Below are 25,650 nucleotides of genomic sequence, written 5' to 3' on the forward strand. Positions count from 1 at the left end.
GGCGTCCTGACGGGCGCTCGATGACGATAGTTTATCATAGCTGCTATTGGCCACGTGCGGTGGCGGCCAAGGCTCATGTGGCAGGTTGTCGCGGTGCAATGCTTGCCTGGAGGAGTCCTGGCCATGGCAGTGCTCGACGAGGTTTTGTGCAGGCCTTAGAATTACCGCCTCGTGATGCAAGCGCATTCGATCTAACTCCATTATAGTTTGCACTTTTTCAGCGCCCCGTCGCGTCGGGGTGGCTCAGCTAATAGGCCCGATCATGACCGAAGAGCTCGCCAATCACTATCGCCAGATCATCACTGGATTGGGCGAAGATCCGGACCGTGAAGGCTTGAAGGACACCCCCATGCGGGCGGCCAAGGCGATGCAGTTCTTGACCAGGGGGTACCAGCAGACGTTGGAGGCGCTGATCAACGGCGCGGTGTTCGAGTCGGAAACCGACGAGATGGTGTTGATCAAGGATATCGAACTCTATTCGATGTGCGAGCACCATCTGCTGCCCTTCATCGGCAAGTGTCATATCGCCTACCTGCCGAATGGCAAGGTGCTGGGGCTATCCAAGTTCGCCCGCATCGTCGACATGTATGCCCGGCGCATGCAGATCCAGGAAAACCTGACCCGCCAGATCGCCGACGCCGTGCTGCAGGTGACCGATGCGCGTGGCGTGGCGGTGGTGATCGAGGCCAAGCACATGTGCATGATGATGCGTGGTGTGGAGAAACAGAACTCCAGCATGACCAGTTCGGTGATGCTGGGCGCCTTCCGCGAGAACCAGCCGACGCGTCAGGAGTTTCTGATGCTGGTCAACGGACGCTGAACGGCCCATCAGGAGAGTTTGCCATGTCGCTTCACGCCCTCGACGAGCAGCATCTCGATCACGACCTGGCGACCATCCGCATCAAGAATCTGCGCCTGCGTACCTATATCGGCATCAAGGACGACGAGATCAAAAACCGCCAGGATGTGGTGATCAACGCCACCATTCGCTATCGCGCCGAGCGCGCCGTGACATTCAATCATATCGACCAGGCGCTCAACTATCGCACCATCTCCAAGCATGTGATCGCCCATGTGGAGGAGAACCGCTTCCAGCTGCTCGAACGCATGACACGTGAGGTGCTGGATATCATCATGTCCTACGAGCAGGTGCTCACCGCCCAGGTCGAGATCGACAAGCCGCATGCCCTGCGCTTTGCCGATTCGGTGTCGATCACGCTATCCGAGACACGCATGAAGCACTCTTCGCGTCGCTAGGGAGCGATTCGAGTTGGTGTCCGCTGCGTTGTCGGCTTAGCATGGAGCTTGAGCCGAGCGACGGAGTATCGAATTGTCAGACCCGCAACCATCCTCGCCTCGCCGGCGCTACGCCGGCATGGCCATCATCGCCATCGTCACCGCACTCATCTCGCTGTTCTTCGAGGGCCGAGTCGCGCCGTTGAACATTGCCGCGGCGCTATTTGCGCTGCTTGGGCTGCGTCAGATCCGGCGCGACCCGCTACGCTATCAGGGACGAGTCTTCTGCTGGGCGGCGATCGCCCTGGCGATGGTTCTGGCAACCCTGGCGGCGCTGGTCGAGCCCTCTATCGCAACAGCCCCATAGCATAGCCACGCCGTGCACGAGGCGACGGCGTAATCTCAGGCGGCAAGAGGCCGCCAAGAGGAGAAGGAGAGCAACATGGAATCCCTGCAAGAAAGTCCACTGTTCCGTCCCTTTGCCTATATCGATGGCAGCTGGGTCGCCGCCGACAGTGGCGAGCAGATCGATGTCGTCAATCCAGCCAATGGGGAGCTGATTGGCCGCGTGCCGCGTCTTGGCCGGGCCGAAACGGAGCGCGCGATTGCCGCCGCCGAGGCGGCCTTCCCGGCCTGGCGTGCGCTGACCGCCATGGAGCGCGCCGATATCCTGATGAAGTGGCATGACTTGATGCATGAGCATCAGCAGGAGCTGGCCGCCATCATGACCCTGGAGCAGGGTAAGCCGCTCAAGGAGGCCGCGGGGGAGATCGCCTATGCGGCGAGCTTCCTGCGCTGGTTCGCCGAGGAGGCGAGGCGCATCTACGGCGAGACGATTCCGCCGGCCAATGCCAACCAGCGTATCGTGGTCACCAAGCAGCCGGTCGGCGTGGTCGGGGCGATCACGCCCTGGAACTTCCCTGCCGCGATGATGACCCGCAAGGCGGGGGCGGCATTGGCGGCAGGCTGTCCGATCGTCGTCAAGCCGGCAAGCCAGACACCGTTCTCGGCTACGGCACTGGCGCTGCTGGCAGAGCGCGCCGGCGTGCCACGTGGCGTATTCAACGTGGTACCGGGGCGGGCCAGCGAAATCGCCGATGCGATGACCGAATCGCCCATCGTGCGCAAGATCACCTTCACCGGCTCCACCGAGGTGGGGCGCAGCCTGATGGCCAAGGCGTCGCAGCATATCCAGAAGATATCGCTGGAGCTTGGCGGCAATGCTCCCTTCATCGTCTTCGCGGATGCCGATCTCGATGCTGCCGTCGAGGGGGCCATGGCCGCCAAGTTCCGCAACGCTGGCCAGACCTGCGTCTGCACCAACCGCTTCTTGGTCGAGTCGAGTGTGATCAATGCCTTCTGCGAGAAGCTTGCGGTGGCAATGAATCGCGAGCTGAACGTGGGCGACGGAACCCAGGAGGGGGTCAATATCGGCCCGCTGATCGACCATGACGGCGTCGAGAAGGTCAGCAGTCACGTACGCGATGCGGTCGATCATGGCGCCGAATTGCTGCTGGGGGGGCATCCGCATCCGCTGGGCGGCAACTTCTTCACCCCGACGCTGATCAGCGGGGCGACAGCGCAGATGAAGGTCGCCCATGAAGAGACCTTCGGCCCCCTGGCGGCAGTATTCCCCTTCGAGGATGAAGAGGATGCCGTCGCCATGGCCAACGATACCGAGTTCGGCCTGGCCGCCTACTTCTACTCTCGCGATCTGTCGCGGGTTTGGCGTGTCGCGGAAGCGCTGGAATATGGCATGGTAGGGATCAATACCGGCCTGATCTCCAACGCCAGCGCGCCCTTCGGGGGCGTCAAGGCCTCGGGACTGGGCCGCGAGGGGGGGCATCAGGGATTGGAGGAATTTCTCGAGACCAAGTATCTGTGTATCGACCTGGGCTAGCCCAGGTCGCGTTGGAATGGCTCAGTGCCGGAAGTGGCGCATGCCAGTAAACAGCATGGCGATGCCCGCCTCGTTGGCAGCATCGATCACCTCCTGGTCGCGCATGGAGCCGCCGGGCTGGATCACTGCGGTGATGCCGGCCGCGGCGGCGGCGTCGATGCCGTCGCGGAACGGAAAGAAGGCGTCCGAGGCCATCACTGAACCTGGTACCGCCAGGCCCTCGTCGGCGGCCTTGATGCCGGCGATCTTCGCCGAGTAGACGCGGCTCATCTGACCCGCGCCCACGCCGACGGTCTGGCCATGCTTGGCATAGACGATGGCGTTGGACTTGACGTACTTGGCGACCTTCCAGGCGAATGCCAGGTCGCGCATCTCCTGCTCGGTGGGCACGCGCTCGCTGATCACGGTGAGCTCGTCGCGCCCGACCATGCCCAGATCGCGCTCCTGCACCAGTAACCCGCCGGTGACACGCTTGAAGTCGTGGGCGTGCTCGCGCTTGCCCGGCCAGTGGCCGCCGACATCGAGCAGTCGCACGTTCTGCTTTTCGGCGACGATTGCCCGTGCATCGCTGCTGACGCCCGGGGCGATGATCACTTCGACGAACTGCCGATCGACGATGGCGCGGGCGGTCTCGGCATCGAGCGGTGCGTTGAAGGCGATGATGCCTCCGAAGGCGCTGGTGGGGTCGGTGGCAAAGGCCTTGTCGTAGGCCGCAAGCGGGGTGTCGCCCACCGCCACGCCGCAGGGGTTGGCGTGCTTGACGATCACGCAGGCGGTATCGCTGAAGCTCTTGACGCACTCGAAGGCGGCGTCGGTATCGGCCACGTTGTTGAACGACAATGGCTTGCCCTGCACCTGCACGGCGGTGGCCACGCTCGGCTCCTGGGTATCGGCCTCGACATAGAAGGCCGCGCTCTGGTGCGGATTCTCGCCGTAGCGCATTGCCTGCTTCTTGTGCAGCTGCAGGTTGTAGGTACGCGGAAAGCCATCCTCGCCCCCTTCCACGCGGCTTCCCAGATAGTCGGCAATGGCGCTGTCATAGCCCGCGGTGTGCTCGAAGGCCTTCACCGCCAGGTCGAAGCGGGTGGCATGGCTGACGGCACCGCCCTGGGTAGTCATCTCCTCCAGCACCCGGGCGTAATCGTCGTCATCGACGACGATGGTAGTGTGCGCATGATTCTTGGCGCAGGCGCGCACCATGGTCGGGCCGCCGATATCGATGTTCTCGATGGCATCCTCAAGGGTGCAACCGGGCTTGGTGATGGTTTCGGCGAAGGGGTAGAGGTTGACCACCACCATGTCGATTGGCGCGATGTCATGCTCCGCCATTACCGCGTCGTCCTGCCCGCGGCGCCCGAGAATGCCGCCATGGATCTTGGGGTGCAGGGTCTTGACTCGGCCATCCATGATCTCGGGAAAGCCGGTGTGCTCGGAGACTTCGGTGACGGCGATGCCGCTCTCTTGAAGCAGGCGGAAGGTACCGCCGGTGGAGAGCAGCTCGACGCCATGCTCGCTGAGTCCGCGGGCGAAGTCGACGATGCCGCGCTTGTTGGAGGCGCTGATCAGGGCGCGACGAACCGCACGTTCGGTGGCGGGGGAGGAGGTTGTATGGGCCATGGAATGGACTCTCGATAGATGACGGAAGCGATGTTCAGGTGAAACGCCGAGGGAGCCGCAAGCGGCTCCCTCGTTCAATGCATCACAGCAGATCGTACTGCTTGAGCTTCTTGCGTAGCGTGCCGCGATTGAGGCCGAGCATGTCGGCGGCCCGCGTCTGGTTGCCGGCCACGTGCTGCATGACGCTTGCCAGCAGCGGCGCCTCGACCTCGGCCATGACCATGGCATGGAGATCGCTGACCGATTCGCCATCGAGGTGCGAGAAGTAGCGGCGCATGGCGACCTCGACCGCCTCTCTGAGCGGGCGCTCCTGATAGTCGACGCTCGATGGCGCGCCCGTCGTCAAGGGGGGCGACGTGTCGAGGTTGAGGGGTTCCTGGCCGTTGGCTGGAAGATGTCCTGGGGGTGTGGCTTGCCTGCTGGTCATGCTGCACTGATTCCATCGGTCATCGTCGCCCCGGCCTGCTGCCGGTCATGACGAAACAGTTCATCCACGAAAAGGCGTTGTGCCTGGGGAGTCTCCAGGCCATTGAAACGGGCGCGCAGTGCCTTGGCTGTAACGGCGCAGGGCTCCTGACCGTCGAGATACCAGCCGAGGTGCTTGCGAGCGATTCTCACGCCCATCGGGTCGCCGTAGAATTCATGCAGATTGTGAAGGTGCCTCTGCATGACATGGTGCCGCTCGCTGGCCGTTGGCGCGGGCCGGCGTCGTCCATGACGCAAGTAGTGGTCGATCTCGCGAAAGATCCAAGGGTTACCCTGGGCGCCTCGGCCGACCATCACCGCATCCGCACCAGTATAGTCGAGGACTGCGGCGGCTTTCTCGGGAGATTCGATATCACCGTTGGCGAACACCGGAATCGACACGGCGCTCTTGATCGCTGCGATGGTGTCATACTCGGCTTGTCCAGTGTAGCGCTGTTCACGCGTTCTGCCATGCACCGCCAGCGCCTGGATGCCAAACGACTCGGCGAGCCGCGCCACGCGCACGCCATTATTGCTGTCGGCGCACCAGCCAGTGCGAATCTTCAGGGTGACGGGGATCTCGACTGCGCCTACCACCGCTTCTAGAATCTCGGCGATCAGCCCCTCGTCGCGCAACAGCGCGGAGCCGGCCGCCTTGTTGCACACCTTCTTGGCCGGGCAGCCCATGTTGATGTCGATGATCTCGGCGCCATGGGCGGCATTGAGCCGTGCCGCCTCGGCCAGCATCGCGGCATCGCCCCCGGCGATCTGCACGCTGCGCGGGCCAGGCTCGCCGCGGTGATCCATGCGCAAGCGAGATTTCCTGGTGTGCCACAGGCTGGGGTCGGAGGTGACCATCTCGCCCACCACCAGGCCGGCGCCCAGCTCACGACAGAGCTGGCGGAACGGCCGATCGGTGACGCCGGCCATCGGTGCCAGAATCACCCGATTGGGAAGGCGGTGATGACCGATCATGGGGAGCGGCCGTGGGTCTTGGTTGGACATCGTCGCGAGTGCGCTGCCTGGTTGCTGGAGATCAGGGGGGCATATGATACTCATCGCGCTCCCCGGCGTGAAGCGGTTGGGGGCGCTTGGCTCGACTTAGTGACGCCGCGTGCCCGCCAGGCGCACCCAGCCGTCGCGCTCCTCGGGCTCCTCCATGATCAGCCCCTGGTCGCGGTAGGCGTCGATCACCTCGTTGGCCTGGTGGGCGAGTATGCCCGACAGTGCCAGGCGGCCACCGGCAGCGACGTGGCCTGCGATGGTCGGCGCCAGCTCGACCAGGGGGCCGGCCAGGATATTTGCGATTACCACCGGGAAGCGGCCAGCGCCTTGTGGCGTGGCCTCGAGCTGTTCGGGGTAACAAAGCGTCAGGCGCGCGTGTTCGATGCCATTGCGCTCGGCATTGTCACGGCTCGCCTGCAGCGCCTGGGGATCGATGTCGGTGCCGGTCGCCTCGCCAGCGCCCAGCTTCAGGGCAGCGATGGCGAGAATGCCCGAGCCGCAACCCACATCGAGGACGCGCCGCTTCTCGAGCTCGCCGGCCACCGCCAGTGAGTCGAGCCACTCCAGGCACAGCGCCGTGGTGGGGTGGGTGCCGGTGCCGAAAGCAAGGCCCGGATCGAGCAGCAGATTGACGGCATCGGGGTCCGGGGCGTCGAACCAGCTGGGCACGATCCACAGGCGCTGGCCCATGCGTAGCGGTTCGAAGCCATCCATCCACTCGCGCTCCCAGTCGCGGTCGGCGAGCAGTTCGAATTCGATGCTCGGGCAGGGCTCGTCGGGAAGCTGCACGGCCCAGCCCTGGCGCACCCGCTCTAGCATGGCATCGATGCCCTCCAGGTCGTCATAGAGCCCGGTCAGTACGGTTTCGTTCCAGAGCGGGGTGGTGCCGCGATCGGGTTCGAATACCGGGTTGTCGTGGGCATCCTGCAGGGTGATGGCGCTGGCGCCCTCTTCGAGCAGTAGCTCCTCGAGCAGTTCGGCGCGGTCCGGCGAGGTGTGGGCCTTGAGTTGCAGCCAGGGCATGTGAGGACTCCGAATCGGGATGGAGAAGGGTAACGAAGCGGGGCGGCCGCTTGCGGCCGCCCCGATAGGCTCAATATAGTGTCACGGCACCGCTACAGCCCGAGCGTCTTTTCCAGATAGTGGATGTTCACGCCACCCTGCTGGAAGTTCACGTCGCGCACCAGATCCTTCTGCAGGTCGATGTTGCTCTTGATGCCCTCCACCAGCAGCTCGTCCAAGGCGATGCGCATGCGCGTCAGCGCGATTTCGCGATCGGCGCCCCAAGTGATCAGCTTGCCGATCAGCGAGTCGTAGTGGGGCGGCACGGTGTAGCCGGTATACATGTGGGAATCCATGCGTACCCCCAGCCCGCCCGGGGCGTGAAAGAGCGTCACCTTGCCCGGCGAGGGCATGAAGGTGCGAGCATCCTCGGCATTGATGCGGCACTCGAAGGCGTGGCCAAGCAGCTTCACGTCCTCCTGGCGGATCGACAGCGGTTGACCCGAGGCGATGAGCAGTTGCTCCTTGACGATGTCCACGCCGGTGACCATCTCGGTGACCGGATGCTCGACCTGGACGCGGGTGTTCATCTCGATGAAGAAGAACTCGCCGTTCTCATAGAGGAACTCGAAGGTGCCGGCGCCGCGATAGTTGATCGCCAGGCATGCATCGGTGCACGCCTTGAGCACCCGGGCGCGGGCCTCGGGGTCGATGTGCGGTGCCGGTGCCTCTTCGAGCACCTTCTGATGACGACGCTGCAGCGAGCAGTCGCGGTCATAGAGGTGGATGGCGTTGCCCTGGCCGTCGGCAAGCACCTGAATCTCCACGTGGCGAGGCTGCTCCAGGAACTTCTCCATGTAGAGCGTGCCGTCGCCGAAGGCGGCGCTCGCTTCGTTGCGGGTCAGGCTGACCGAGGAGAGCAGCTGCGCTTCATTGTGCACCACCCGCATGCCACGCCCGCCACCGCCGGCAGCCGCCTTGATGATCACCGGATAACCGATGCGCCGCGCTATGGCGAGCACCGTCTGGTCATCGTCGGGAAGCGGGCCATCCGAGCCGGGGACGGTCGGCACGCCGGCCTTCTTCATGGCGCTGATCGCGCTGACCTTGTCACCCATCAGGCGGATGGTCTCGGCGCGCGGACCGATGAAGACGAAGCCGGAGCGCTCGACCTGCTCGGCAAAGTTGGCGTTCTCGGAGAGGAAGCCGTAGCCGGGGTGGATGGCGCTGGCATCGGTCACTTCGGCGGCGCTGATCAGCGCCGGTATGTTCAGGTAGGACTGAGCCGAGGGGGCAGGCCCGATACATACGGCTTCGTCGGCAAGACGCACGTGCATCAATTCACGGTCGGCCTTGGAGTGCACCGCCACGGTCCTGATGCCAAGCTCCTTGCAGGCACGCAGGATACGCAGGGCGATCTCGCCGCGGTTGGCGATGAGTACCTTGTCCAACATCATTGTTCCGCCCATCTGGAAGAGAGAAAAAGAGCCGGTACTAGCTGATGATGATCATCGGCTGGTCGAATTCGACGGGTTCGCCGTCCTCGACCAGAATGGCTTCCACGATGCCATCCTTGTCGGCCTCGATCTGGTTCATCATCTTCATCGCCTCGACGATGCACACCGGGTCGCCCTTCTTGATGGCGTGGCCAACTTCGACGAATGCCTTGGCGCCCGGCGCCGGTGCGCGATAGAAAGTGCCGACCATTGGCGACGAGATGGCATGACCCAGTGGCTGTGCGGGTGCGCTGTCATCGAGCATCGAGTCCTGGCTAATGCCCGAATGAGGTGCATAGCCCTGACCCTGGGGAGCGTTATAGCCCTGGGGCATGGCAAAACCATAGCCCTGTTGCGGGGCGCTGTAGAAGGCCGTGCCGTTGGGATGACGGCTGATGCGTACCGACTCTTCGCCCTCCTGGATTTCGATTTCGCTGATATTGGATTCTTCGAGGAGCTCGATCAGCTTCTTGACCTTGCGGATATCCATGAGTCTGTCTCGATCGGATGTGATAACGATGGCGTCTGGTCATGCCAGGCCGACAGCGCTGGCGCTGTCAACCTGAACGAATTTTGTCTAGATCGCGGCATGATCCCGTACTTTGCCGCTAATAGCGCTCTTTAGATGCGCTAATGGCGGAGTGTGACGAAAAAAGGCGGTGTTGTCCAGTTGCGCCCAGGGATGGAAGCAAGGCGATGCAGGGGAAGTCAGGAGGCCACGGGCACGGGAGAACGGCTGCCGATCCAGTCGAGTAATTGCTCGAGATGGTGAGCGAAGGCTTGGCGGCCGACCTCGCCCTGGATGCGTGCCTCGCGGATCTCTTCGCCATCAACGAAGAAGAGCAGGCTTGGTGGGCCGAACAGACCATAGCGATCGAGCAGGGCTCGGCTCGCCTCGCTGCTGTCGGTCACGTCGACCTGAATGCGCCGAAAGGTGGAGAGCGGGCCCGCCACGTCGGGTGCGGGAAACACGTTGCGCTCCATCTGCTTGCAGGAGATGCACCAGTCGGCGGTGAAGTCGACGAATGCCGGCTGTCCCCGTTCGGCGGCGAGCTCGAGCTCGGCATCGAGCTCCTCGAGCCGCGTGACGATAGTGGCAGGACGGATATCGATACCCTGCGCGACATCCGCCGTTGACAGCGTTGCTGCCAGTGGTCTCAGAGGATCGTGGGCGCCACGTGCCGCGCCGATTACCAGCGCAATGCCCCATACCAGCAGCAGAATGCCGGCACTCTGGCGCAGCTGCGGCCAGCCGGCCGGGGTATTGAACTGCACGGCACCCAGGGTAATGGCCGTGCCGATGGCAAGCGCCGCCCACAGCAGCAGGGCCAGGGGGGCGGGGAGCAGTCGCTCGATCAACCATATGGCGACACCCAGCAGCAGCACGCCAAAGGCGATCTTCACACCATTCATCCAGGCACCGGTGCGTGGCAACAGGGTGGTGCCGAAGGTACCGACCAGCAGCAGCGGTATGCCCATGCCGAGGGCCAGTGCCAGCAGGGCCATGCCGCCCATCAGCGCGTCGCCGCTGGTGGAGATGAAGACCAGGGCGCCGGCAAGGGGCGCCGAGACACAGGGCGATACCACCAGAACCGAGAGCGCCCCGGCAAGTGCCAGCCCGCCAGGTCCGCTGCGCTGGGCGCGGGCCTGCCAGGCATCGATGCGCGTGGCCAGCCCTGGGGAGAGCCGCAGGTTGAAAGCGCCGAGCATGGCGAGCGCGAAGAGCACGAACAGCACGCTGAACGCGATAAGCACCGGCGGCGATTGCAGGCGCGCCTGCAGGTTCAGGCCCGCGCCGAACAGTCCCATCAGCACACCGACGGCGGCATAGGTCAGGGCCATGCCGCCCACGTAGCTTGCGGAAAGTCCGAAGGCGCGGGCGCGGCTCGGGTTCTGACCGACGATGATCGATGAGAGAATCGGTACCATCGGCAGCACGCAGGGGGTAAAGGTGAGCCCGAGGCCGGCGAGAAAGAACAGGCCCAGTATCAGCAGCGGACTCGCCTCGCCGAGGGCGGCACTGAAGCGGCCGTCGGCGCTCAATAAAGAGGGAGCTGCCAGCTCGTTGGGGCCAGGATTGGCCGCGATTGCCACTCCCGTTCCCTCTACAAAAGGGCCTGGCGGTGAACCCGGCATCGAGGTCAGCTCGAGGCGTTCGGGGGGGTAGCAGAGGCCAGCATCGGCACAGCCCTGGAACGTCAGGGCGAAGGTGACTTCCTCGGGAGCGTCGTTCGCCTCGATCGGTACCTCGAACACGACCCGGTCATAGAAGACCGATACCTCGCCGAAGAACTCATCCGTATGTGGCTGGCCGGGGGGGAGCAAGGGGTCGCCTAGCATGATTGTTTCATCGAGGCTCTCCACGGCGAAGCGGTGTCGATAGAGGTAGTACCCCTCGGCATTCTCGAAACCGACATAGAGGGTATCGTCGTCATGCCAGGTGCTGGCCTGGAAGGCTTCGTGGACGCGAAGGAAGTCGCTGCCGTTGGACTGGCCCGAATTGAACCACTGCGCCTGAAGCGCAGTCGGGGCGAGCAGTAGGCTGAAAGCGAGCAGGACAAGCCGGAAAATCAACGCATCTATCCTTATCAGAACGTATCGGAGGCTCAGAATTTGTCGATGGCCCAGAACGTAGCGGAAGCGGCCCGACGGCCGGGAAGGCCACTAGTGCGACCGGAGGCCGGTGCGCGAGTTCCCGGTCTCGCTCGCTTCCCTGGGTTGCATGCTAGGATAACTCATGCGCCGTTGCCGATTCATCGCCCTGCGGCCATTTGTCTTCACCCACTCTTCACTTCTGGCAAGGAATCTCGACATGTCAGTGTTTGGCAAGCGCAAGGATCGTCGTCTCGATACCCGCAAGGAAGAGCTTGAGCGCCCCTATTACGGATGGATATGGAAGCCGCTGCTGGTATTGCTGGTCCTCTATCTACTGGCCACGCTTGCCTTGGGATTATGGTGGAGCAGACCGCCGGCGCCTTTCGACGTCGAGCAGGTCGCTGCAGAACGACGTGAGCAGATTGCAGAACAGGCCCAGCAGGTTGCGCTTACCGAACAGACCAGAGGGGAGGTGACCATTTCGACGATGATGGAGCTGGTGGCCACTCTGCTCGACAAGCCGGGCGGTTATCTGCGCAATGACGTCTTTCCGCCCGGGTTATGGCTCGACAACATGCCCAACTGGGAGCTTGGCGTGCTGCAGCAGGTGCGCGACATGACCCAGGAGCTACCCCTTTTCGATGCGTCGCGCCCAGGTGTGCTCAACGAAGCCAATGAGCGCTTGCGTGTCGATAGTCGCGACTGGCTTTTCCCCTCCGCCGAGCATCGCTTCGGACAGGCGATCGATGCACTGGGTTGGTATCTTCAGGACCTGGTACGGGAAGATGAGGTGGCCTTCGTTGCCGAGGGCGAGCCGCTGGTGCAGTGGCTCGAGCAGGTCGAGATGCGGCTGGATCGGCTCAGTCAACGCCTGTCGGCCAGTGTCGGCGAACGTGAGGCGCTGCGTGACCTGCAAGTGGACACCGACAACCTCCCGGCGCGTACCCCATGGTACAAGATCGATGACATCTTCTTCGAGGCCCGCGGCACGGGCTGGGCGCTGCTGCATCTGTTGCAAGCCGTGGAGCACGATTATGTCGATCTCATCGAGGCCGGTGAAGCTGGCGGCATGGTGCGTCAGATGATTCATGAACTCGAGATGACTCAGCGGCGAATCATGAGTCCGGTGATTCTCAATGGCTCGGGTTTCGGCCTGTTTGCCAACCATTCGCTGGTGATGGCCAACTACACGGTACGAGCGCGTGACCTGGCCCGTGAACTGGGCCAGCGCCTCGAGGGGGTGAGTGTGTCTGAACCAGCCGAGGCCGAGGAGGCAGTGACGCCGCCAGCGACTGATGTCGATGAGAGAGAAGAGCAAGAAGAACAGGCGCCTATTGCCGCCGACGCTCAGGATGCGGCCACTGACGTGGCGGAAGACGAGCAGTGAGCGTACTCTTCACAACAATACGCAACGGGCCGCCCTATGGGGCGGCCCGTTCGTATTTCACTGCCTAGGCATTTATGCCTTGGTGTAGGCCGCAGCGGCTTTCTCGATCGCCTTGCGGGCGGCCTCCACACCTTCCCACGACTCCACCTTCACCCACTTGCCTTTTTCGAGATCCTTGTAGTTCTCGAAGAAGTGAGCGATCTGCTGACGCAGCAGTTCAGGCAGGTCGGTCACCTCCTGCACGTCATCATAGAGAGCGCTGAGTTTCTGATGCGGGACGCAGACCAGCTTGGCATCTTCGCCGGCTTCGTCGGTCATGTTGAGGATGCCGACCGGGCGTGCACGAATCACGCTGCCGGGCTGTACCGGATAGGGAGTGACCACCAGGGCATCCAGCGGGTCGCCGTCATCTGCCAGGGTGTTGGGAATAAAGCCATAGTTGGCGGGGTAGAACATTGGGGTGGCCATGAAACGGTCGACCACGAGGGCATCCATGTCCTTGTCGATCTCGTACTTGATCGGCGCATGGTTGGCAGGGATCTCGATGGCGACATACACGTCGTTGGGGAGGTCCTTACCGGCGGGGATCTTGTCGAAACTCATTATGCATTCCTTGAATGGCGGAGGTAAGCCGTGTTTCGGTCGAATTATACGAACAGCCCGTCGCGATTACCAATGCGACGAAAGGGTCGCGAATTGCTTTTGAAGGACAACTCCTTGTCATTCAAGCGGTGTATCATGGTCGGAAATCGAGCGGCCTGGCAAGAACGTGGCCGCGACGGTCGGGCCAGGCTCGGCATACGGATCGAAGGGATCGAAGCGGATCGAGGAGAATAATACGTTGGGTTCCGAGCTATCGCTGAGTGTCGGTCAGGCCTTTGTCGCGCCTGATCGAAGACGACATCGTAGTTCCATGTCGGTACGCATTCCCGAAACATCGCTGCGAAGCATCAAGGGTGTGAGCGCGCTGATCAGTGATTCCACCTCGCGCAATGCCATCGCCAAGCAGGCCGGCGATATCAGTGTGCGGGGGTTTCTGACCGACTACTACTCCACACCCGATCACTGGGACATCAAGAGCTCAGCGACGCGTGTACTGCGCGCGTTGAACGGCTGGTGCTACAGCCAGAGTGGCCATGTGCGGGATGGCAGCTATATCTCGTCACTGTCGATCATGGTCTTCCATGGGCGCATGGCGCACCTCTTCCATATGGGCGATACCCTGGTGTTTCGCCTGCGTGGTGCCGAATTCGAACAGCTCACCCGCGATCACGTCACCGAGCTTGGCGGTTATCGCTACCCCTCTCGTGCGCTTGGTATGGATGACAGCATCGACATCGATTATGTCACCGAGCCGCTCAAGCAGGGCGATCTGTTCCTCTTCACCACTCGGGCGGTACGCGGCACCTTGATGCCCTCGGATTACGTTCAGCTCATCCGTGCCGATGCAAGCGACCTCAACGCCGCCTGCGAGCGACTGGCCGCCGCGGCCCAGAGCCGGGCCCAGGAGCGCGGCTACGGCGGCGAGCAGTTCTGCTTCCAGCTGGTGCGTATCGATCACCTGCCCGAGGCGGAGCAGGAGGCGTTGCCCGGGGAGCTCTATGGCGCTCTGCCGGTGCCGCCGGAACTCTCGCCGGGGGACCGGCTGGACGGGTTGGAGGTGCTCAGGGTGCTGTCACGCACGGCCCAGTCGCGGGTCTACTGCGTTCGCGACACTGTCACCCAGCGTGAGATGGTATTGAAGGCGCCGAGTCCGGAGCTCTCGAGCCGCAATGCCTATCTCGAGCATTTCATGCTACAGCAGTGGATCGTCGAACGGGTCAATTCGCTGTTCGTGGCCAAGGTGATGGAGTCGTCGCGGCCGCGGCGCTACCTCTACTATCTGATGGCCTATGTCGAGGGCGAGCGGCTCAGCGAGTGGATCGCGCGCCACCCCCAGGCGAGTCTTTCCCAGCGACTGGATATCGCCCGGCAACTGAGCAAGGCGGTACAGGCACTGCACCGTCGCGACCTGCTCCATCAGCAGATTCATCCCGACAATATTCTGATCGATGCCCATGGCCAGGTGGTACTGACCGACTTCAGCGGCTGCTGCCTGCGTGAAGGGGACGGACACCGACGCCCCCGGGAACTGGCGCGCCAGCTGGGGTTGACCGAGCACAGTGCGCCGGAATATGCGCTGGACGACGACGTGGGCCGGCGCAGCGATCAATATGCGCTGGCCTCGACCGTCTATTGGCTACTTACCGGACAGCTGCCTTACGCCATGCCGCCCAATGAACTGCGCAGCCACACCGGGCTCGAGCGAATGGTCTACCGTAGCGCACGCTCGTTCAATCCGCAGGTGAGCGTGACGCTGGACGATGCGCTGCGCCGAGCGCTCGACCCGCAACGGGCATTGCGCTTCCGGCGCCTCTCCGAATTCGTCTATGCCCTGCGCGAGCCCCGCCCAGGGGAGCGCGGGCGACCCCGTTTGCTGGGCGAATCCGGTCGCTTCTGGCAGGTGGTAGCGGGAGTGTTGCTGGTGCTGCTGCTGCTCTCCTGGCTGCTACGCTAACCAGATAGGCGAGCAGGCGAGCCTTCAACGCCAGCGGCCCCGGCAGTAGTGCCGGGGCCGCTGACAAAGGCCGCTAGTGCCTAGAGCTTGAATTCAGGCAGCTTGCGCTCCGCCTTGGCAAGCTTGAGCTTGGCCACCTTGGGCAGGCCGTTCTCGAACGGTGGGAAATCCTCGCCCTGGATCAGCGGCGAAAGGTAGCGGCGGCAGGCGTCGGTGATGCCAAAGCCATCTTCGCGAATGAAGTCTCGCGGCATGAATTTCTCGCGGTTGGCCACCTCGGCAAGCGGTGCGGCTTCGATGCGCCACTCGTAGGGAGAGTCGCTGACGCGCTTGATTGCCGGCATCATGGCGTTCTTGCCATCCAGCGCCAGCTCCACCGCCTTCTTGCCCACCGCGTAAGCCTGCTCGACATCGGTCTTCGATGCCAGGTGGCGCGCAGCGCGCTGCAGGTAGTCAGCGACCGCCCAGTGGTACTTGTAACCGAGGTCCTGCTTGATCATGCCGGCCAGGGTCGGTGCCACGCCGCCGAGCTGACGGTGGCCGAAGGCATCGGTATTGCCGGCATCGGCCAGGAAGGTGCCATCTTCGTAGCGGGCGCCTTCTGAAACCACGATGACGCAGTAGCCATACTTCTTCACTGCCTCCTCGACCCGCACCATGGCAGCAGCGCGATTGAAGGGGATCTCCGGGAAGATCACCAGGTGGGGCGGCTCGCCTTCGCCATTGCCGGCAAGCGCTCCCGAGGCCGCGATCCAGCCAGCATGACGACCCATGACCTCCAGCACGAACACCTTGGTGGAGGTGGCGCACATCGAGGCAATATCCAGCGAGGCCTCGAAGGTGGAGGTGGCGATGTACTTGGCCACGCTGCCGAAGCCCGGCGAGTTGTCGGTGATCGGCAGGTCGTTGTCGACGGTCTTGGGTACATGGATGGCGATCAGCGGGTAGCCCATCTTCTCGGAGAGCTGCGATACCTTGAGGCAGGTGTCGGCGCTGTCGCCACCGCCGTTGTAGAAGAAGTAGCGGATGTCATGGGCCTTGAACACCTCGATCAGGCGCTCGTACTGGGTGCGATGGCTCTCGATATCCTTGAGCTTGTAACGGCAGGAGCCGAAGGCACCACCCGGTGTGTGACGCAGGGCGGCGATGGACTCGTCCGTCTCCTGGGAGACATCGATCAGATCCTCGGTCAGGGCGCCGATGATGCCATTGTTGCCGGCATATACCTTGCCGATACGGTCGGATTCCCGCCGACAGGTCTCGATGACACCGCAGGCGCTGGCATTGATGACGGCGGTCACGCCACCGGACTGGGCGTAGAAGGCATTGTATTTGGCCATGAGGGCAGCTTCGCTCCATCGAAACGGTAAAGTAATGTATCGCCATCTTAGCCGAAAGTGGTGCCCGCTGCATCTGCCACCTGCGCCTCGCCGCCAGTAAGCAGCACAGAGAACGGTGGCGAGAATGGTGGGAATAGGGGCACCATGCTAGTCTCCCTGCGACTGTGGCAGGAGACTCTCGATGCACCTTCATATTCTCGGAATCTGTGGCACCTTCATGGGCAGCCTGGCGCTGCTTGCCCGCGAACTGGGCCATCGCGTCAGTGGCTCGGATGCCAATGTCTATCCGCCCATGAGCACCCAGCTGCGCGATGCGGGAATCTCCCTGCTCGACGGATACCGTGCCGATAATCTCGAGCCGCGTCCCGACCTGGTGGTGGTCGGCAATGCGCTATCGCGAGGCAATCCCGAGGTCGAGGCGTTGCTGGACGCCGATCTGCCGTATGTGTCTGGCCCCCAGTGGCTGGCCGAGCATGTCCTTCCCGGGCGCAGGGTGATCGCCGTGGCAGGTACTCATGGCAAGACCACGACGGCAAGCCTGCTGGCCTGGCTACTCGAGTCTGCGGGACAGTCCCCCGGCTTCCTGATCGGCGGCGTGCCGCGCAACTTCGGCGTCTCGGCGCGGCTGGGCGGAGAGGGCGCCCCCTTCGTGGTCGAGGCCGATGAGTATGACACTGCCTTCTTCGACAAGCGCTCCAAGTTCGTCCACTACCGGCCGCGTATCGCCGTGCTCAACAACCTCGAGTTCGATCATGCCGATATCTTCCCGGATCTGGCCGCGATAGAGCGGCAGTTCCACCATCTCGTGCGCACCGTGCCCTCGACTGGCCAACTGCTGGTGGCCGATGGCGAGCCGGCGCTGGCACGGGTGATCGAACAGGGGGCCTGGACGCCGGTGGAGCGTTACGGCTCAGCGCCCGATAGCGCCTGGCGGCTGGTGCTCGAGCGGGAAGACGCCAGCCGGTTTGCCGTGATCCATGAGACGGGCGAGATCAGCGAGGATGGCGTGGTCGACTGGCCGCTGACCGGCGAATACAACGCACGCAACGCGTTGGCAGCCCTGGCGGCGGCTTCGCACTGCGGTGTCGACCTGGCGCGCGGTTGCGCGGCGCTGGCGCGTTTCGAGAGTCCGCGACGACGCCAGGAGGTGCGTGGCGAGGTCGTGGGCATCCAGGTGATCGACGATTTCGCCCATCACCCCACGGCGATCGCCGCGACGCTCAAGGGGCTGCGCGCCGCCACGCCGCGCGGACGGCTGCTGGCGGTGATCGAGCCGCGCTCCAATACCATGCGCCTGGGCACGCTGCGCGAACGCCTGACGCAGAGCGTCGCTCAGGCCGACCGGGTGTGGTGGTACCAGCCGCCGGAACTGGGCTGGTCACTGGATGAGCTGCTGCGCGACAGCGCGATTCCGGCCAGCCTTGAAGAGGACATCGAGGCGCTGGTGACAGCATTGGTCGACGAGGCGCGGCCGGCCGACCGCATCGTGATCATGTCCAATGGTGGCTTCGGCGGCATCCATGACAAGTTGCTGGCCGCTCTGGAGGTCGCGCATGGTTGAGCTAACGATAGCGCAGCCGTATGCACCACCGGTGACGGTGGCGCTGACCGGTGCCTCCGGCGTGCAGTACGGCCTGCGTCTGATCGAGGTGCTGGTGGCCGCCAACCGCCAGGTGTGGGTGATGATCTCCAAGGCTGCCCATCTGGTGATCGCCACCGAAACCGATGCCGAGCTGCCGGTGCGTCCCGAGCGTCTCGCCGAGGCGCTTGCCCTGCGCAGCGGTGCCGGCGAGGGGCAAATACGCTGTTTCGCCCGGGAGGATTGGATGGCGCCGGTCGCGTCGGGCTCCGGCGCACCGTCGGCGATGGTGATCTGTCCCTGCTCCACGGGCACGCTGTCGGCGGTGGCGTGCGGGGCGAGCAACAACCTGATCGAGCGTGCCGCCGACGTGGCGCTCAAGGAGCGTCGCACCCTGATTCTAGTGCCCAGGGAGTCCCCCTTCTCGGCGATCCATCTCGAGCATATGCTGGCGCTGACGCGGATGGGCGCGGTGATCTTACCCGCCGCGCCAGGGTTCTATCACCGCCCCGAGCGCATCGAGGAGCTGATCGATTTCATCGTCGCCAGAATCCTCAACCAGTTGGGGATCGACCATCAACTCATGCCCCGCTGGGGTGAGGCGCCATGATCAAGCTATCGCTCCTGTCGGTCTTCATACCGACCTTCTTCGCGGTTTCGCTGACACCGGGTATGTGCATGACCCTGGCGATGATACTGGGCATGACCCAGGGGGTGAAGCGTACGTTATGGATGATGGTCGGCGAGCTGGCCGGTGTCGCCCTGGTGGCGATTGCCGCTGGGGCAGGGGTGGCGGCGTTGATGCTGCGCCAACCCGAGCTCTTCGCCATCTTCAAGTGGGTGGGAGGGCTCTACCTGGGCTACCTGGGAATCATGATGTGGCGCTCGAGGGGGCGTATGGCAATCCCGCTTGAGAGCCATGACGTGCCCCAGGCGACCCGCAGTCAGCTGGCCATGCAGGGCTTCATGACTGCCGTGGCCAACCCCAAGGGGTGGGCCTTCTTCGTCGCGCTGCTCCCCCCCTTTCTCGACTCCTCGCTGCCGCTGGCGGCCCAGTTGGTGGTACTGATCGGCGTGATTCTGATCATCGAATTCATCTGTCTTCTGATCTACGCCAGTGGCGGCCGTACCGCTCGGCGTATGCTCGGCAAGAGCGGCAACGTGCAACTGCTCAACCGCATTGCCGGCTCGTTGATGGTGGGCGTGGGTGTCTGGCTGGCACTGGGCTGACCAGATCAGATCGGCGGCAGCCAGAGCATGCGCGCCGCGACCAGCACGAGCGAAGCGCTGATAAGCCATGGCCATGGGGTCGGCAACAGCGCCCGATGAGCAAAGCGATGGTAACTGACGCGTACCAGGGCGCAGGCCACCAGGCCCAGTAGCGCGCCGCCGATCAGATCGCTGGCCCAGTGAACGCCGAGCGTCAGGCGCGAGAGTGCCATGGGCACGGCGAACAGGATGGCAAGCCAGTAGATCCAGAAGCGCCAGCGCGGCGGCAGCTCCTGTGCGATGAAGGCGGCCGCCAGGCCGTAGAGCACCACTGCCGTGGAGGTGTGAGCGCTGGGGTAGGCCATGGAGCCCATCAAGTAGTCGGGGGTGCCGGGGCGCTCACGCCCGGCCAAGTGCTTGAACAGCGTATTGGCCACGGCAATGCCGCCTAGACCGGCAGCCAGGTGGATGAACGCTGCGAGATGGCGGGCCCATAGCAGCCATAACCCCCAGGGCAGGACAAGGGCGAGCGCGCCGTAGGTATCACCGAGTCTGGCCATGAATTCGCTGGCCCCACTCAGCCACGGCCGCTCGATGGCATCGACCAGCGCCTGGATCTGCAGATCCATGGGCAGCGGCCCCTGATGCTCGAGTACCAGCAGTGTCCATAGGCATAGCGCGATCAGCGAGACGAACAGCAGCAGTAGCGAGGCCAGCGGGAATTCGCCTCGCGGCCGTCGGCTGCGCAGGCGCATCCACAGCCGGCGCCGCCAGGGCTTGCCGCGCGCCAGCCTCGCCATGAAGGCATACACGCGTCCCCCACGCGCCAGCTGTTGGCGCAGCCAGGAGAAAGTTAGCGCGAGTAGGGCGATGGTGCCGCCGAGAGCGATCAGCCACTGCTGGGTGCCGGGCGGAATGTTCAACAATTGCTGCCAGGTGCGGCCCAGCAGATAGCCGGGCAGCACGTAGGCGGGTGCCCAGAGCAGGGCGGAGAGCAGCGAGGCCCAGAAAAACGCCAAGGGTGACATGTGCAGCATGCCGGCGATCAGCGGCATGATCGGGCGCACCGGCCCGACGAAGCGGGCAAATATCACCGACAGGGTGCCGTAGCGCTGGAAGAAGCGTGCCCCGCGGGCAAGCCATTCGGGATGACGGTAGAAGGGCCAGAGCCTTGGAATTCGCTCGCGCTGGGTATGGCCCAGGGCGAAGCTCAATCCGTCGCCGGCGAGGGCGCCGAAGAAAGCGGCGGCAATGACCCAGGCTGCGCTCAGCTCCTGATGTCCGGCCAACGAGGCTGCCGCCGTCATCAGCACCACGCCCGGAAGTATCAAGCCGACCACGGCTAGACACTCGAGCAGCGCGATCAGGGCCACGATCAGCAGCAGCAGCGAGGGTGAGGGGGTCAGCTGATAGAGCCAGTCGGCAATATTCAAGCTGGGGTCTCCATCAGTGCCAGGCCCTTGACATGGAGGCGCTGCTCGAAGGTATGCCATTTCTCACCAGCGTGGGTAGAGCACACCCCGATACGCGCGGTCAGCGGGCCGGTTTCGGCCAGCACGGTGGCCTCGAGCGCCGTAAGAAGGCGATTGCGGACCATCAACGCTCCATTCTCGCCGGTATCGGGGAGCACAAGCCAGAACAGCGTCGGGCCGGCACGGCCGAGACTGTCGTGTGCCCGACATGTCTGCAGCGCCACTACACAGAAACGTTGCAGCAGTGCCAACCGTAGCCGGGAGCCGAACTGCTCGCGAGCCATCTCCAGCTGCGGTAGGTGGATCAGCAATATGCTCAAACGCTGCTTGAGCAGCTCTGCACGGGCTACCTCGCTGTCGATTCGCTCGGTGATGGCTTCGCTGTTCAAGGCGCTGCACTCGGGATCATCCGGGGCGGTGGCCCGGAACAGTACGCGCTGGCGCAACTGCTCCCAGGGGGCGAGGGCACCGAGAATCACGATGGCCAGGTAGGCCACGCCCAGAGCGGGACGCAGCTGACCGTCATCGAGCAGCAGCAACCAGACCGGCGCGAGCAGAAGGTTGAGCAGCATCGCCGGAGCAAGAGGCAGCATCAGCAATGCCAGCGCCGGGGGAAGCCCCAGCCACAAGGTGTTGCCGCCTACGCTGTCGGACAGCTCGACGGCGATCATCAGGTAACAGCAGACCAGTACCAGATAAGCCGACAGGCGGTGGCTTTGTTGATTGAGGTATTGCAGCAGAGCGGAGGTCAGCAGGAGAAGTGCCAGCAGTACCGGCAGCAGTATCAGCGAGTAGGCGCCCATCAGGTAGTGCCAGGCGGCATAACCTGCCATCATCAGGCTTCCGCTCAGGTAGACGAGTGCGAACAGACGCGATGGCCAGAGGGTGTTGTCGTCATGCATGAGGCGCGGTTTCCTTGATCACGACCAGGGGCTCGCGCTGATGATCGAGGGCCCGGCACTGCGCGGCGAGGGAGAAGGATTGGGCGAGCGAAACGGCACGCGCCTTGAGCGGACCCTGGAGCGCACCGAGTATGGCGCTTCTTCGCTCGGCGGCATGACGGGGATCGGGGCTCAGCAGCAGCACCGCCAGAGTGCTGCGATCGAGCCGGTAGCAGGACTCGTATCGTTCGGTGGTGTTGCCCAATTGCCGGGCCATGGCCCAGCAGCGCTGGCGGCTGGTGCGCAGTAGCAACAGCTCGGAGTGGGCCTCTTCTCGATCGCTACGGCCGCTTTCGCGACTCAGGTCGAGATTGAGCTGGCGTGCCGACCACAGGCGCATGCCGGGAATCAGCCGCAAACGCCGCCCCATGTCCTGCCAAAGCGGGCGTAGCAGCATGGCCCGGGCAAGCCCCAGCACCATCAGGGCGGTAAGAATCAGCCCGGCCAGTGCGGCCTGTTCCAGCTCGAGCGACCCCTGTATCTGCCACCAGCCAAAGCCTCCCAGGATGACGTTGAGCAGGATCATCCAGCCGGGTTGTGGCAGCATCATCAATAGCGGAAAGGCCCACAGCCAGATGCTGAACCCTTGAGGGTCGGCCCATAGCAGGCCCGCCAGCAGCAGGCTTGGAACCATTTGCCAGGGCGTGCGAGCGGGCCAGCGATAGCTCATGTGAAACAGAGCGGCGGTGATGACCAGCCACAGCACGGCAACCATCAGCAGCGGCCGCGTCACCTCGGAGGCGACGTACAGCATCATGATGGCGAGCAGCGCGGCGCCTATCAGTAAGGCGAGACGAAAGCTTCCGACTTTGTACATGCTCTCCCTGGTGGCTTACCATTGGCCCTTGAATGCTGCGGCTCATTATAACGATCAGCCGGTCGACTACGAGGAGACAGTCTAGGGCATGTCACGACATTTCACTTCTCACATTAGCGATGTCGAGACGTACATGATACAGCTGGGCCAGGCTGCTCGGTCTGCCAGTGCTGTCATGCGTCGTCAAGAGACCGCGGTAAAGAATGCTGCCTTGCTGGCCACGGCGCGGCAACTCGAAGCCTTGCGGCAGGCGCTGCTCGAGGCCAACGCCCGCGATCTGGCACGTGGGCGCGACGCCGGCCTGGACGCGGCACTGCTCGACCGGCTCGCCCTCGATGACAAGCGTATCGATGCGATGATCGAGGGGCTCGAACAGGTCGCTGCCCTGCCTGATCCGGTGGGGGAGATCGATGGCATGCGCTCGCGCCCCAGCGGCATTCAGGTCGGCCAGATGCGCGTGCCGCTCGGCGTCATCGGTATCATCTACGAATCGCGCCCCAATGTGACCGTGGAAGCCGCCAGCCTATGCCTCAAGTCGGGGAATGCCTGCATCCTGCGTGGGGGGTCCGAGGCGCGCGAGAGCAATGCTGCCATCGCTGCGTGCCTGGCGGCAGGGCTTGCCGAGGCGGGGCTTCCGGAGGGGGCGGTGCAGGTCGTCGCCACCACCGATCGCGCCGCGGTGGGGCGGCTGATCGCGATGCCGGAATATGTCGATGTGATCATTCCGCGAGGCGGAAAATCGCTGATCGAGCGAATCTCCCGCGAGGCGAAGGTGCCGGTGATCAAGCATCTCGATGGCATCTGTCATGTCTATATCGACGCCACGGCGGACCTCGACAAGGCGCTCGCCATCGCGGTGAATGCCAAGACACACCGGTATGGCACCTGCAACACCATGGAGACGCTGCTGCTCGATGCCGCCATCGCATCCGAACTGTTACCAAGACTGGCTGGCGCCTACGCCGAGCATGAAGTCGAGTTGCGCGGCTGCGCTCGCACCCGCGAGATTCTACCAAGCGTCATGCCGGCAAGCGTCGAGGATTGGCAGACCGAGTACCTGGCGCCGATCCTGGCGATTCGCGTAGTCGATGGCCTCGATGAGGCAATGACGCATATCGAGCGCTACGGCTCGCATCATACCGACGCCATCGTCACCGAGAGCTATACGCTGGCGCGGCGCTTCATGGCGGAGGTCGACTCTAGCTCGGTGATCGTCAATGCCTCGACGCGTTTCGCCGACGGCTTCGAGTATGGGTTGGGGGCGGAGATCGGCATCTCCACCGACAAGCTGCATGCGCGTGGTCCGGTTGGCCTTGAGGGCCTGACCACCCGCAAGTACGTGGTTCTGGGAGACGGTCACGTTCGTGGCTGATCGCGATGGTGCTGCCGATCGCCCCGTTCGCGTGGCGATGTTTGGCGGCACCTTCGATCCGGTGCATCTGGGCCATCTGCGCAGTGCACTGGAGTTGCGCGAGGCACTGGCGCTGGATCGCGTGCATATGATTCCTTCGCACCTGCCTCCTCATCGGGCGGCGCCCGGTGTGTCGAGCGATGAACGGCTGGCGTTGCTGCGTGCCGGTATCGGCGATACGCCGGGGCTGGTCGCCGACGATCGTGAACTCCTCCGCCCCGGCCCATCCTATTCGGTGGATACCCTGGCAAGCCTGCGCCACGAGCTGGGGCCGGAGGCGCGACTGGTCATGACGCTGGGCTACGACGCCTTCCTCAAGCTCATCTCCTGGCGCGATCCTCAGGGGCTCTTCGCCCGGGCTCATCTGGTGGTCATCGAGAGGCCCGGCCATGACGAACCTCTCGGGGCCGAATTGATCGAACTGCTGGCCGACCGGGAGGTCAAGACAATCGAGGCGCTGTTCGCTTCTCCAGCGGGTCGTCTGTTGCGGCTGGCCCTGCCTACCCGTATGGCGATCTCCGCCACCGCGATCCGTCAACGGCTTGCCAGTGACGACAGTGTTCGCTACCTGCTGCCTGAGGCGGTGCTTGCGCGTATCATGTCTCGCCGTCTCTACCGACGCTAGCTACCTGCAGGGTGCGAACTTGTTGCTCTGTACGCTGCTTTGGAACTTCCAAGCAGGTAGAATGTCGAGGAACGGATCGATTACCCAAGAGGAGTTATGCATATCGACGCACTCAAGAACCTGGTGGTGGAAGCGCTGGAAGATCTCAAGGCGCAGGACATCACCATCCTGGACGTTTCCAAGCTGACCAGCGTGACCGATCTCATGCTGGTGGCCAGTGGAACCTCCAGTCGTCATGTGGCGGCCATGGCCAACAATGTGGTGGAGAAAGCCAAGGCCCAGGGCATTCAGCCGTTGGGGGTAGAGGGGCAGCCGGGGGCCGAGTGGGTGCTGGTCGATCTTGGCGATCTGGTGGTGCACGTGATGCAGGTCGAAACTCGCCGCCTCTACGATCTCGAGCGGCTATGGGCCGACCTGCCCAGCGACATCGATGTCGAGGTGCGCGGGGAGCGGGCGTGAAGCTAAGGCTCATGGCGGTGGGCACCAAGATGCCGGAGTGGGTCGAGCGGGGAGTGGAGGAGTACCGCAAGCGCCTGCCGCGTGACTTCGCCCTCGAGATCGTCGAGATCGCCCCGGGCGCGAGGGGCAAGAACGCCGATGTGGCACGCGCCATCGCCCAGGAGGGCGAGCGAATTCGCGAACGGCTCAAGGGCACCGAGTGGCTGGTGGCCCTTGAAGTGGGTGGCCATCCCTGGAGTACCGAGCAGCTGACGACCCAGGCTGAGTCCTGGCGCCTCGAGGGCCGCGACGTCGCGCTGCTGGTAGGCGGTCCGGACGGCCTGGAGCCCTCGCTCTCGGCCAGTGCCGACCAGCGCTGGTCGCTGTCACCGCTGACGCTGCCTCACCCGCTTGTGCGGATCGTGCTCGCCGAGCAGCTCTATCGGGCCTGGACGCTGCTGGTGGGACATCCTTACCACCGCTGAGCACTCTTCCCAGGGCTGCGAGCGCAGTGACGCGTCATCGAGTATTGCCGTGGGCCTTGGCTGCGGTGCACCG

Annotated in this window: 25 protein-coding genes; 13 read left to right on the forward strand and 12 right to left on the reverse strand. The window is 63.8% G+C overall.

Annotated features, from left to right (window positions below; translation table 11 throughout):
* Positions 1-262 precede the first annotated feature (262 nt).
* The 4 genes from folE to HJD22_RS05860 all read left to right on the forward strand — a co-directional run bounded on the left by folE (position 263) and on the right by HJD22_RS05860 (position 3,136).
* Positions 263-820 carry a GTP cyclohydrolase I FolE gene (folE, locus tag HJD22_RS05845; RefSeq protein ID WP_208653809.1) on the forward strand — a complete coding sequence of 186 codons (558 nt, stop codon included), beginning with the start codon at positions 263-265 and terminating at the stop codon, positions 818-820.
* 23 nt (positions 821-843) lie between these two features.
* On the forward strand, positions 844-1,257 hold the full coding sequence (gene folX, locus HJD22_RS05850; RefSeq protein ID WP_208653810.1) for a dihydroneopterin triphosphate 2'-epimerase: 414 nt from the start codon (positions 844-846) through the stop codon (positions 1,255-1,257).
* Between the two features lie 73 nt (positions 1,258-1,330).
* On the forward strand, positions 1,331-1,603 hold the full coding sequence (locus tag HJD22_RS05855; protein WP_208653811.1) for a hypothetical protein: 273 nt from the start codon (positions 1,331-1,333) through the stop codon (positions 1,601-1,603).
* Between the two features lie 75 nt (positions 1,604-1,678).
* On the forward strand, positions 1,679-3,136 hold the full coding sequence (locus HJD22_RS05860) for an NAD-dependent succinate-semialdehyde dehydrogenase (protein ID WP_208653812.1): 1,458 nt from the start codon (positions 1,679-1,681) through the stop codon (positions 3,134-3,136).
* Between the two features lie 21 nt (positions 3,137-3,157).
* Here HJD22_RS05860 and purH read toward each other — a convergent pair whose 3' ends face one another.
* The 7 genes from purH to dsbD form a co-directional block, all read right to left on the reverse strand.
* Complete coding sequence (gene purH, locus HJD22_RS05865) at positions 3,158-4,753, reverse strand: bifunctional phosphoribosylaminoimidazolecarboxamide formyltransferase/IMP cyclohydrolase (RefSeq protein ID WP_208653813.1); 1,596 nt, start codon at positions 4,751-4,753, stop codon at positions 3,158-3,160.
* Positions 4,754-4,835: 82 nt separating this feature from the next.
* Positions 4,836-5,180, reverse strand: a complete 345-nt coding sequence (fis, locus tag HJD22_RS05870; RefSeq protein WP_208653814.1) for a DNA-binding transcriptional regulator Fis — start codon at positions 5,178-5,180, stop codon at positions 4,836-4,838.
* A complete protein-coding gene (dusB, locus tag HJD22_RS05875; protein WP_208653815.1) occupies positions 5,177-6,223 on the reverse strand; it encodes a tRNA dihydrouridine synthase DusB in 1,047 nt (348 codons plus the stop codon). Before dusB ends, fis begins: the two co-directional genes overlap by 4 nt.
* A 96-nt stretch (positions 6,224-6,319) precedes the next feature.
* On the reverse strand, positions 6,320-7,246 hold the full coding sequence (gene prmA / locus HJD22_RS05880) for a 50S ribosomal protein L11 methyltransferase (RefSeq protein WP_208653816.1): 927 nt from the start codon (positions 7,244-7,246) through the stop codon (positions 6,320-6,322).
* Between the two features lie 92 nt (positions 7,247-7,338).
* Positions 7,339-8,679: an acetyl-CoA carboxylase biotin carboxylase subunit gene (gene accC / locus HJD22_RS05885; protein WP_208656708.1), complete on the reverse strand. Its 1,341-nt coding sequence runs from the start codon at positions 8,677-8,679 to the stop codon at positions 7,339-7,341.
* A 40-nt stretch (positions 8,680-8,719) separates the two neighbouring features.
* The gene (accB, locus tag HJD22_RS05890; RefSeq protein ID WP_208653817.1) at positions 8,720-9,211 is read right to left on the reverse strand and encodes an acetyl-CoA carboxylase biotin carboxyl carrier protein; all 492 of its coding nucleotides are present in this window, start codon (positions 9,209-9,211) and stop codon (positions 8,720-8,722) included.
* 218 nt (positions 9,212-9,429) lie between these two features.
* Positions 9,430-11,295, reverse strand: a complete 1,866-nt coding sequence (gene dsbD / locus HJD22_RS05895) for a protein-disulfide reductase DsbD (protein WP_248730123.1) — start codon at positions 11,293-11,295, stop codon at positions 9,430-9,432.
* A gap of 238 nt (positions 11,296-11,533) precedes the next feature.
* On the opposite strand from dsbD, the gene HJD22_RS05900 reads away from it, so the two are divergent.
* A complete protein-coding gene (locus HJD22_RS05900; RefSeq protein WP_208653818.1) occupies positions 11,534-12,703 on the forward strand; it encodes a DUF2333 family protein in 1,170 nt (389 codons plus the stop codon).
* 72 nt (positions 12,704-12,775) lie between these two features.
* On the opposite strand, the gene ppa is transcribed toward HJD22_RS05900, so the two are convergent.
* Positions 12,776-13,306 carry an inorganic diphosphatase gene (ppa, locus tag HJD22_RS05905; RefSeq protein ID WP_208653819.1) on the reverse strand — a complete coding sequence of 177 codons (531 nt, stop codon included), beginning with the start codon at positions 13,304-13,306 and terminating at the stop codon, positions 12,776-12,778.
* A 310-nt stretch (positions 13,307-13,616) separates the two neighbouring features.
* Between ppa and HJD22_RS05910 the strand changes: the two genes are divergently transcribed.
* A complete protein-coding gene (locus HJD22_RS05910) occupies positions 13,617-15,260 on the forward strand; it encodes a bifunctional protein-serine/threonine kinase/phosphatase (protein ID WP_208653820.1) in 1,644 nt (547 codons plus the stop codon).
* 80 nt (positions 15,261-15,340) lie between these two features.
* Here HJD22_RS05910 and HJD22_RS05915 read toward each other — a convergent pair whose 3' ends face one another.
* Positions 15,341-16,600: a 6-phosphofructokinase gene (locus HJD22_RS05915; RefSeq protein WP_208653821.1), complete on the reverse strand. Its 1,260-nt coding sequence runs from the start codon at positions 16,598-16,600 to the stop codon at positions 15,341-15,343.
* A gap of 181 nt (positions 16,601-16,781) precedes the next feature.
* Between HJD22_RS05915 and mpl the strand changes: the two genes are divergently transcribed.
* The 3 genes from mpl to HJD22_RS05930 are packed head-to-tail and all read left to right on the forward strand — an operon-like array spanning position 16,782 to position 19,409.
* Positions 16,782-18,161: a UDP-N-acetylmuramate:L-alanyl-gamma-D-glutamyl-meso-diaminopimelate ligase gene (gene mpl, locus HJD22_RS05920; RefSeq protein WP_208653822.1), complete on the forward strand. Its 1,380-nt coding sequence runs from the start codon at positions 16,782-16,784 to the stop codon at positions 18,159-18,161.
* The gene (locus HJD22_RS05925; RefSeq protein WP_208653823.1) at positions 18,154-18,789 is read left to right on the forward strand and encodes a flavin prenyltransferase UbiX; all 636 of its coding nucleotides are present in this window, start codon (positions 18,154-18,156) and stop codon (positions 18,787-18,789) included. The genes mpl and HJD22_RS05925 overlap by 8 nt, the downstream gene beginning before the upstream one ends.
* Positions 18,786-19,409 (forward strand): LysE family translocator, encoded by a 624-nt coding sequence (locus HJD22_RS05930; protein ID WP_208653824.1) that lies wholly within the window; start codon positions 18,786-18,788, stop codon positions 19,407-19,409. The genes HJD22_RS05925 and HJD22_RS05930 overlap by 4 nt, the downstream gene beginning before the upstream one ends.
* A 5-nt stretch (positions 19,410-19,414) precedes the next feature.
* On the opposite strand, the gene HJD22_RS05935 is transcribed toward HJD22_RS05930, so the two are convergent.
* Genes HJD22_RS05935 through HJD22_RS05945 form a run of 3 tightly spaced genes read right to left on the reverse strand, consistent with a single transcriptional unit; the run spans position 19,415 to position 22,618 of the window.
* A complete protein-coding gene (locus HJD22_RS05935; RefSeq protein WP_208653825.1) occupies positions 19,415-20,821 on the reverse strand; it encodes a bifunctional DedA family/phosphatase PAP2 family protein in 1,407 nt (468 codons plus the stop codon).
* Complete coding sequence (locus HJD22_RS05940) at positions 20,818-21,762, reverse strand: diguanylate cyclase (RefSeq protein ID WP_208653826.1); 945 nt, start codon at positions 21,760-21,762, stop codon at positions 20,818-20,820. The genes HJD22_RS05935 and HJD22_RS05940 overlap by 4 nt, the downstream gene beginning before the upstream one ends.
* Positions 21,755-22,618, reverse strand: coding sequence for a hypothetical protein (locus tag HJD22_RS05945; RefSeq protein WP_208653827.1), 864 nt, complete (start codon positions 22,616-22,618; stop codon positions 21,755-21,757). Before HJD22_RS05945 ends, HJD22_RS05940 begins: the two co-directional genes overlap by 8 nt.
* Positions 22,619-22,706: 88 nt before the next feature.
* On the opposite strand from HJD22_RS05945, the gene HJD22_RS05950 reads away from it, so the two are divergent.
* The 4 genes from HJD22_RS05950 to rlmH all read left to right on the forward strand — a co-directional run bounded on the left by HJD22_RS05950 (position 22,707) and on the right by rlmH (position 25,577).
* Positions 22,707-23,990 (forward strand): glutamate-5-semialdehyde dehydrogenase, encoded by a 1,284-nt coding sequence (locus HJD22_RS05950; protein ID WP_208653828.1) that lies wholly within the window; start codon positions 22,707-22,709, stop codon positions 23,988-23,990.
* A 37-nt stretch (positions 23,991-24,027) separates the two neighbouring features.
* Complete coding sequence (nadD, locus tag HJD22_RS05955; RefSeq protein ID WP_208656710.1) at positions 24,028-24,654, forward strand: nicotinate-nucleotide adenylyltransferase; 627 nt, start codon at positions 24,028-24,030, stop codon at positions 24,652-24,654.
* A gap of 96 nt (positions 24,655-24,750) precedes the next feature.
* Positions 24,751-25,113, forward strand: coding sequence for a ribosome silencing factor (gene rsfS, locus HJD22_RS05960; RefSeq protein WP_208653829.1), 363 nt, complete (start codon positions 24,751-24,753; stop codon positions 25,111-25,113).
* Positions 25,110-25,577, forward strand: coding sequence for a 23S rRNA (pseudouridine(1915)-N(3))-methyltransferase RlmH (gene rlmH, locus HJD22_RS05965; protein ID WP_208653830.1), 468 nt, complete (start codon positions 25,110-25,112; stop codon positions 25,575-25,577). The genes rsfS and rlmH overlap by 4 nt, the downstream gene beginning before the upstream one ends.
* The last annotated feature ends 73 nt before the right edge of the window (positions 25,578-25,650 follow it).

The organism is Halomonas sp. TA22, from assembly GCF_013009075.1.
Lineage (GTDB): Bacteria > Pseudomonadota > Gammaproteobacteria > Pseudomonadales > Halomonadaceae > TA22.

Coding starts and splice junctions, on each gene's coding strand:
- HJD22_RS05945 (WP_208653827.1), bottom strand. CDS start 22,618: ATGTACAAAGTCGGAAGCTTTCGTCTCGCCTTACTGATAGGCGCCGCG.
- accB (WP_208653817.1), bottom strand. CDS start 9,211: ATGGATATCCGCAAGGTCAAGAAGCTGATCGAGCTCCTCGAAGAATCC.
- HJD22_RS05915 (WP_208653821.1), bottom strand. CDS start 16,600: ATGGCCAAATACAATGCCTTCTACGCCCAGTCCGGTGGCGTGACCGCC.
- fis (WP_208653814.1), bottom strand. CDS start 5,180: ATGACCAGCAGGCAAGCCACACCCCCAGGACATCTTCCAGCCAACGGC.
- prmA (WP_208653816.1), bottom strand. CDS start 7,246: ATGCCCTGGCTGCAACTCAAGGCCCACACCTCGCCGGACCGCGCCGAA.
- purH (WP_208653813.1), bottom strand. CDS start 4,753: ATGGCCCATACAACCTCCTCCCCCGCCACCGAACGTGCGGTTCGTCGC.
- HJD22_RS05925 (WP_208653823.1), top strand. CDS start 18,154: ATGGTTGAGCTAACGATAGCGCAGCCGTATGCACCACCGGTGACGGTG.
- ppa (WP_208653819.1), bottom strand. CDS start 13,306: ATGAGTTTCGACAAGATCCCCGCCGGTAAGGACCTCCCCAACGACGTG.
- HJD22_RS05950 (WP_208653828.1), top strand. CDS start 22,707: ATGTCACGACATTTCACTTCTCACATTAGCGATGTCGAGACGTACATG.
- nadD (WP_208656710.1), top strand. CDS start 24,028: ATGTTTGGCGGCACCTTCGATCCGGTGCATCTGGGCCATCTGCGCAGT.
- HJD22_RS05910 (WP_208653820.1), top strand. CDS start 13,617: ATGTCGGTACGCATTCCCGAAACATCGCTGCGAAGCATCAAGGGTGTG.
- folE (WP_208653809.1), top strand. CDS start 263: ATGACCGAAGAGCTCGCCAATCACTATCGCCAGATCATCACTGGATTG.
- folX (WP_208653810.1), top strand. CDS start 844: ATGTCGCTTCACGCCCTCGACGAGCAGCATCTCGATCACGACCTGGCG.
- rsfS (WP_208653829.1), top strand. CDS start 24,751: ATGCATATCGACGCACTCAAGAACCTGGTGGTGGAAGCGCTGGAAGAT.
- dusB (WP_208653815.1), bottom strand. CDS start 6,223: ATGTCCAACCAAGACCCACGGCCGCTCCCCATGATCGGTCATCACCGC.
- mpl (WP_208653822.1), top strand. CDS start 16,782: ATGCACCTTCATATTCTCGGAATCTGTGGCACCTTCATGGGCAGCCTG.
- HJD22_RS05860 (WP_208653812.1), top strand. CDS start 1,679: ATGGAATCCCTGCAAGAAAGTCCACTGTTCCGTCCCTTTGCCTATATC.
- accC (WP_208656708.1), bottom strand. CDS start 8,679: ATGTTGGACAAGGTACTCATCGCCAACCGCGGCGAGATCGCCCTGCGT.
- HJD22_RS05930 (WP_208653824.1), top strand. CDS start 18,786: ATGATCAAGCTATCGCTCCTGTCGGTCTTCATACCGACCTTCTTCGCG.
- HJD22_RS05900 (WP_208653818.1), top strand. CDS start 11,534: ATGTCAGTGTTTGGCAAGCGCAAGGATCGTCGTCTCGATACCCGCAAG.
- HJD22_RS05940 (WP_208653826.1), bottom strand. CDS start 21,762: ATGCATGACGACAACACCCTCTGGCCATCGCGTCTGTTCGCACTCGTC.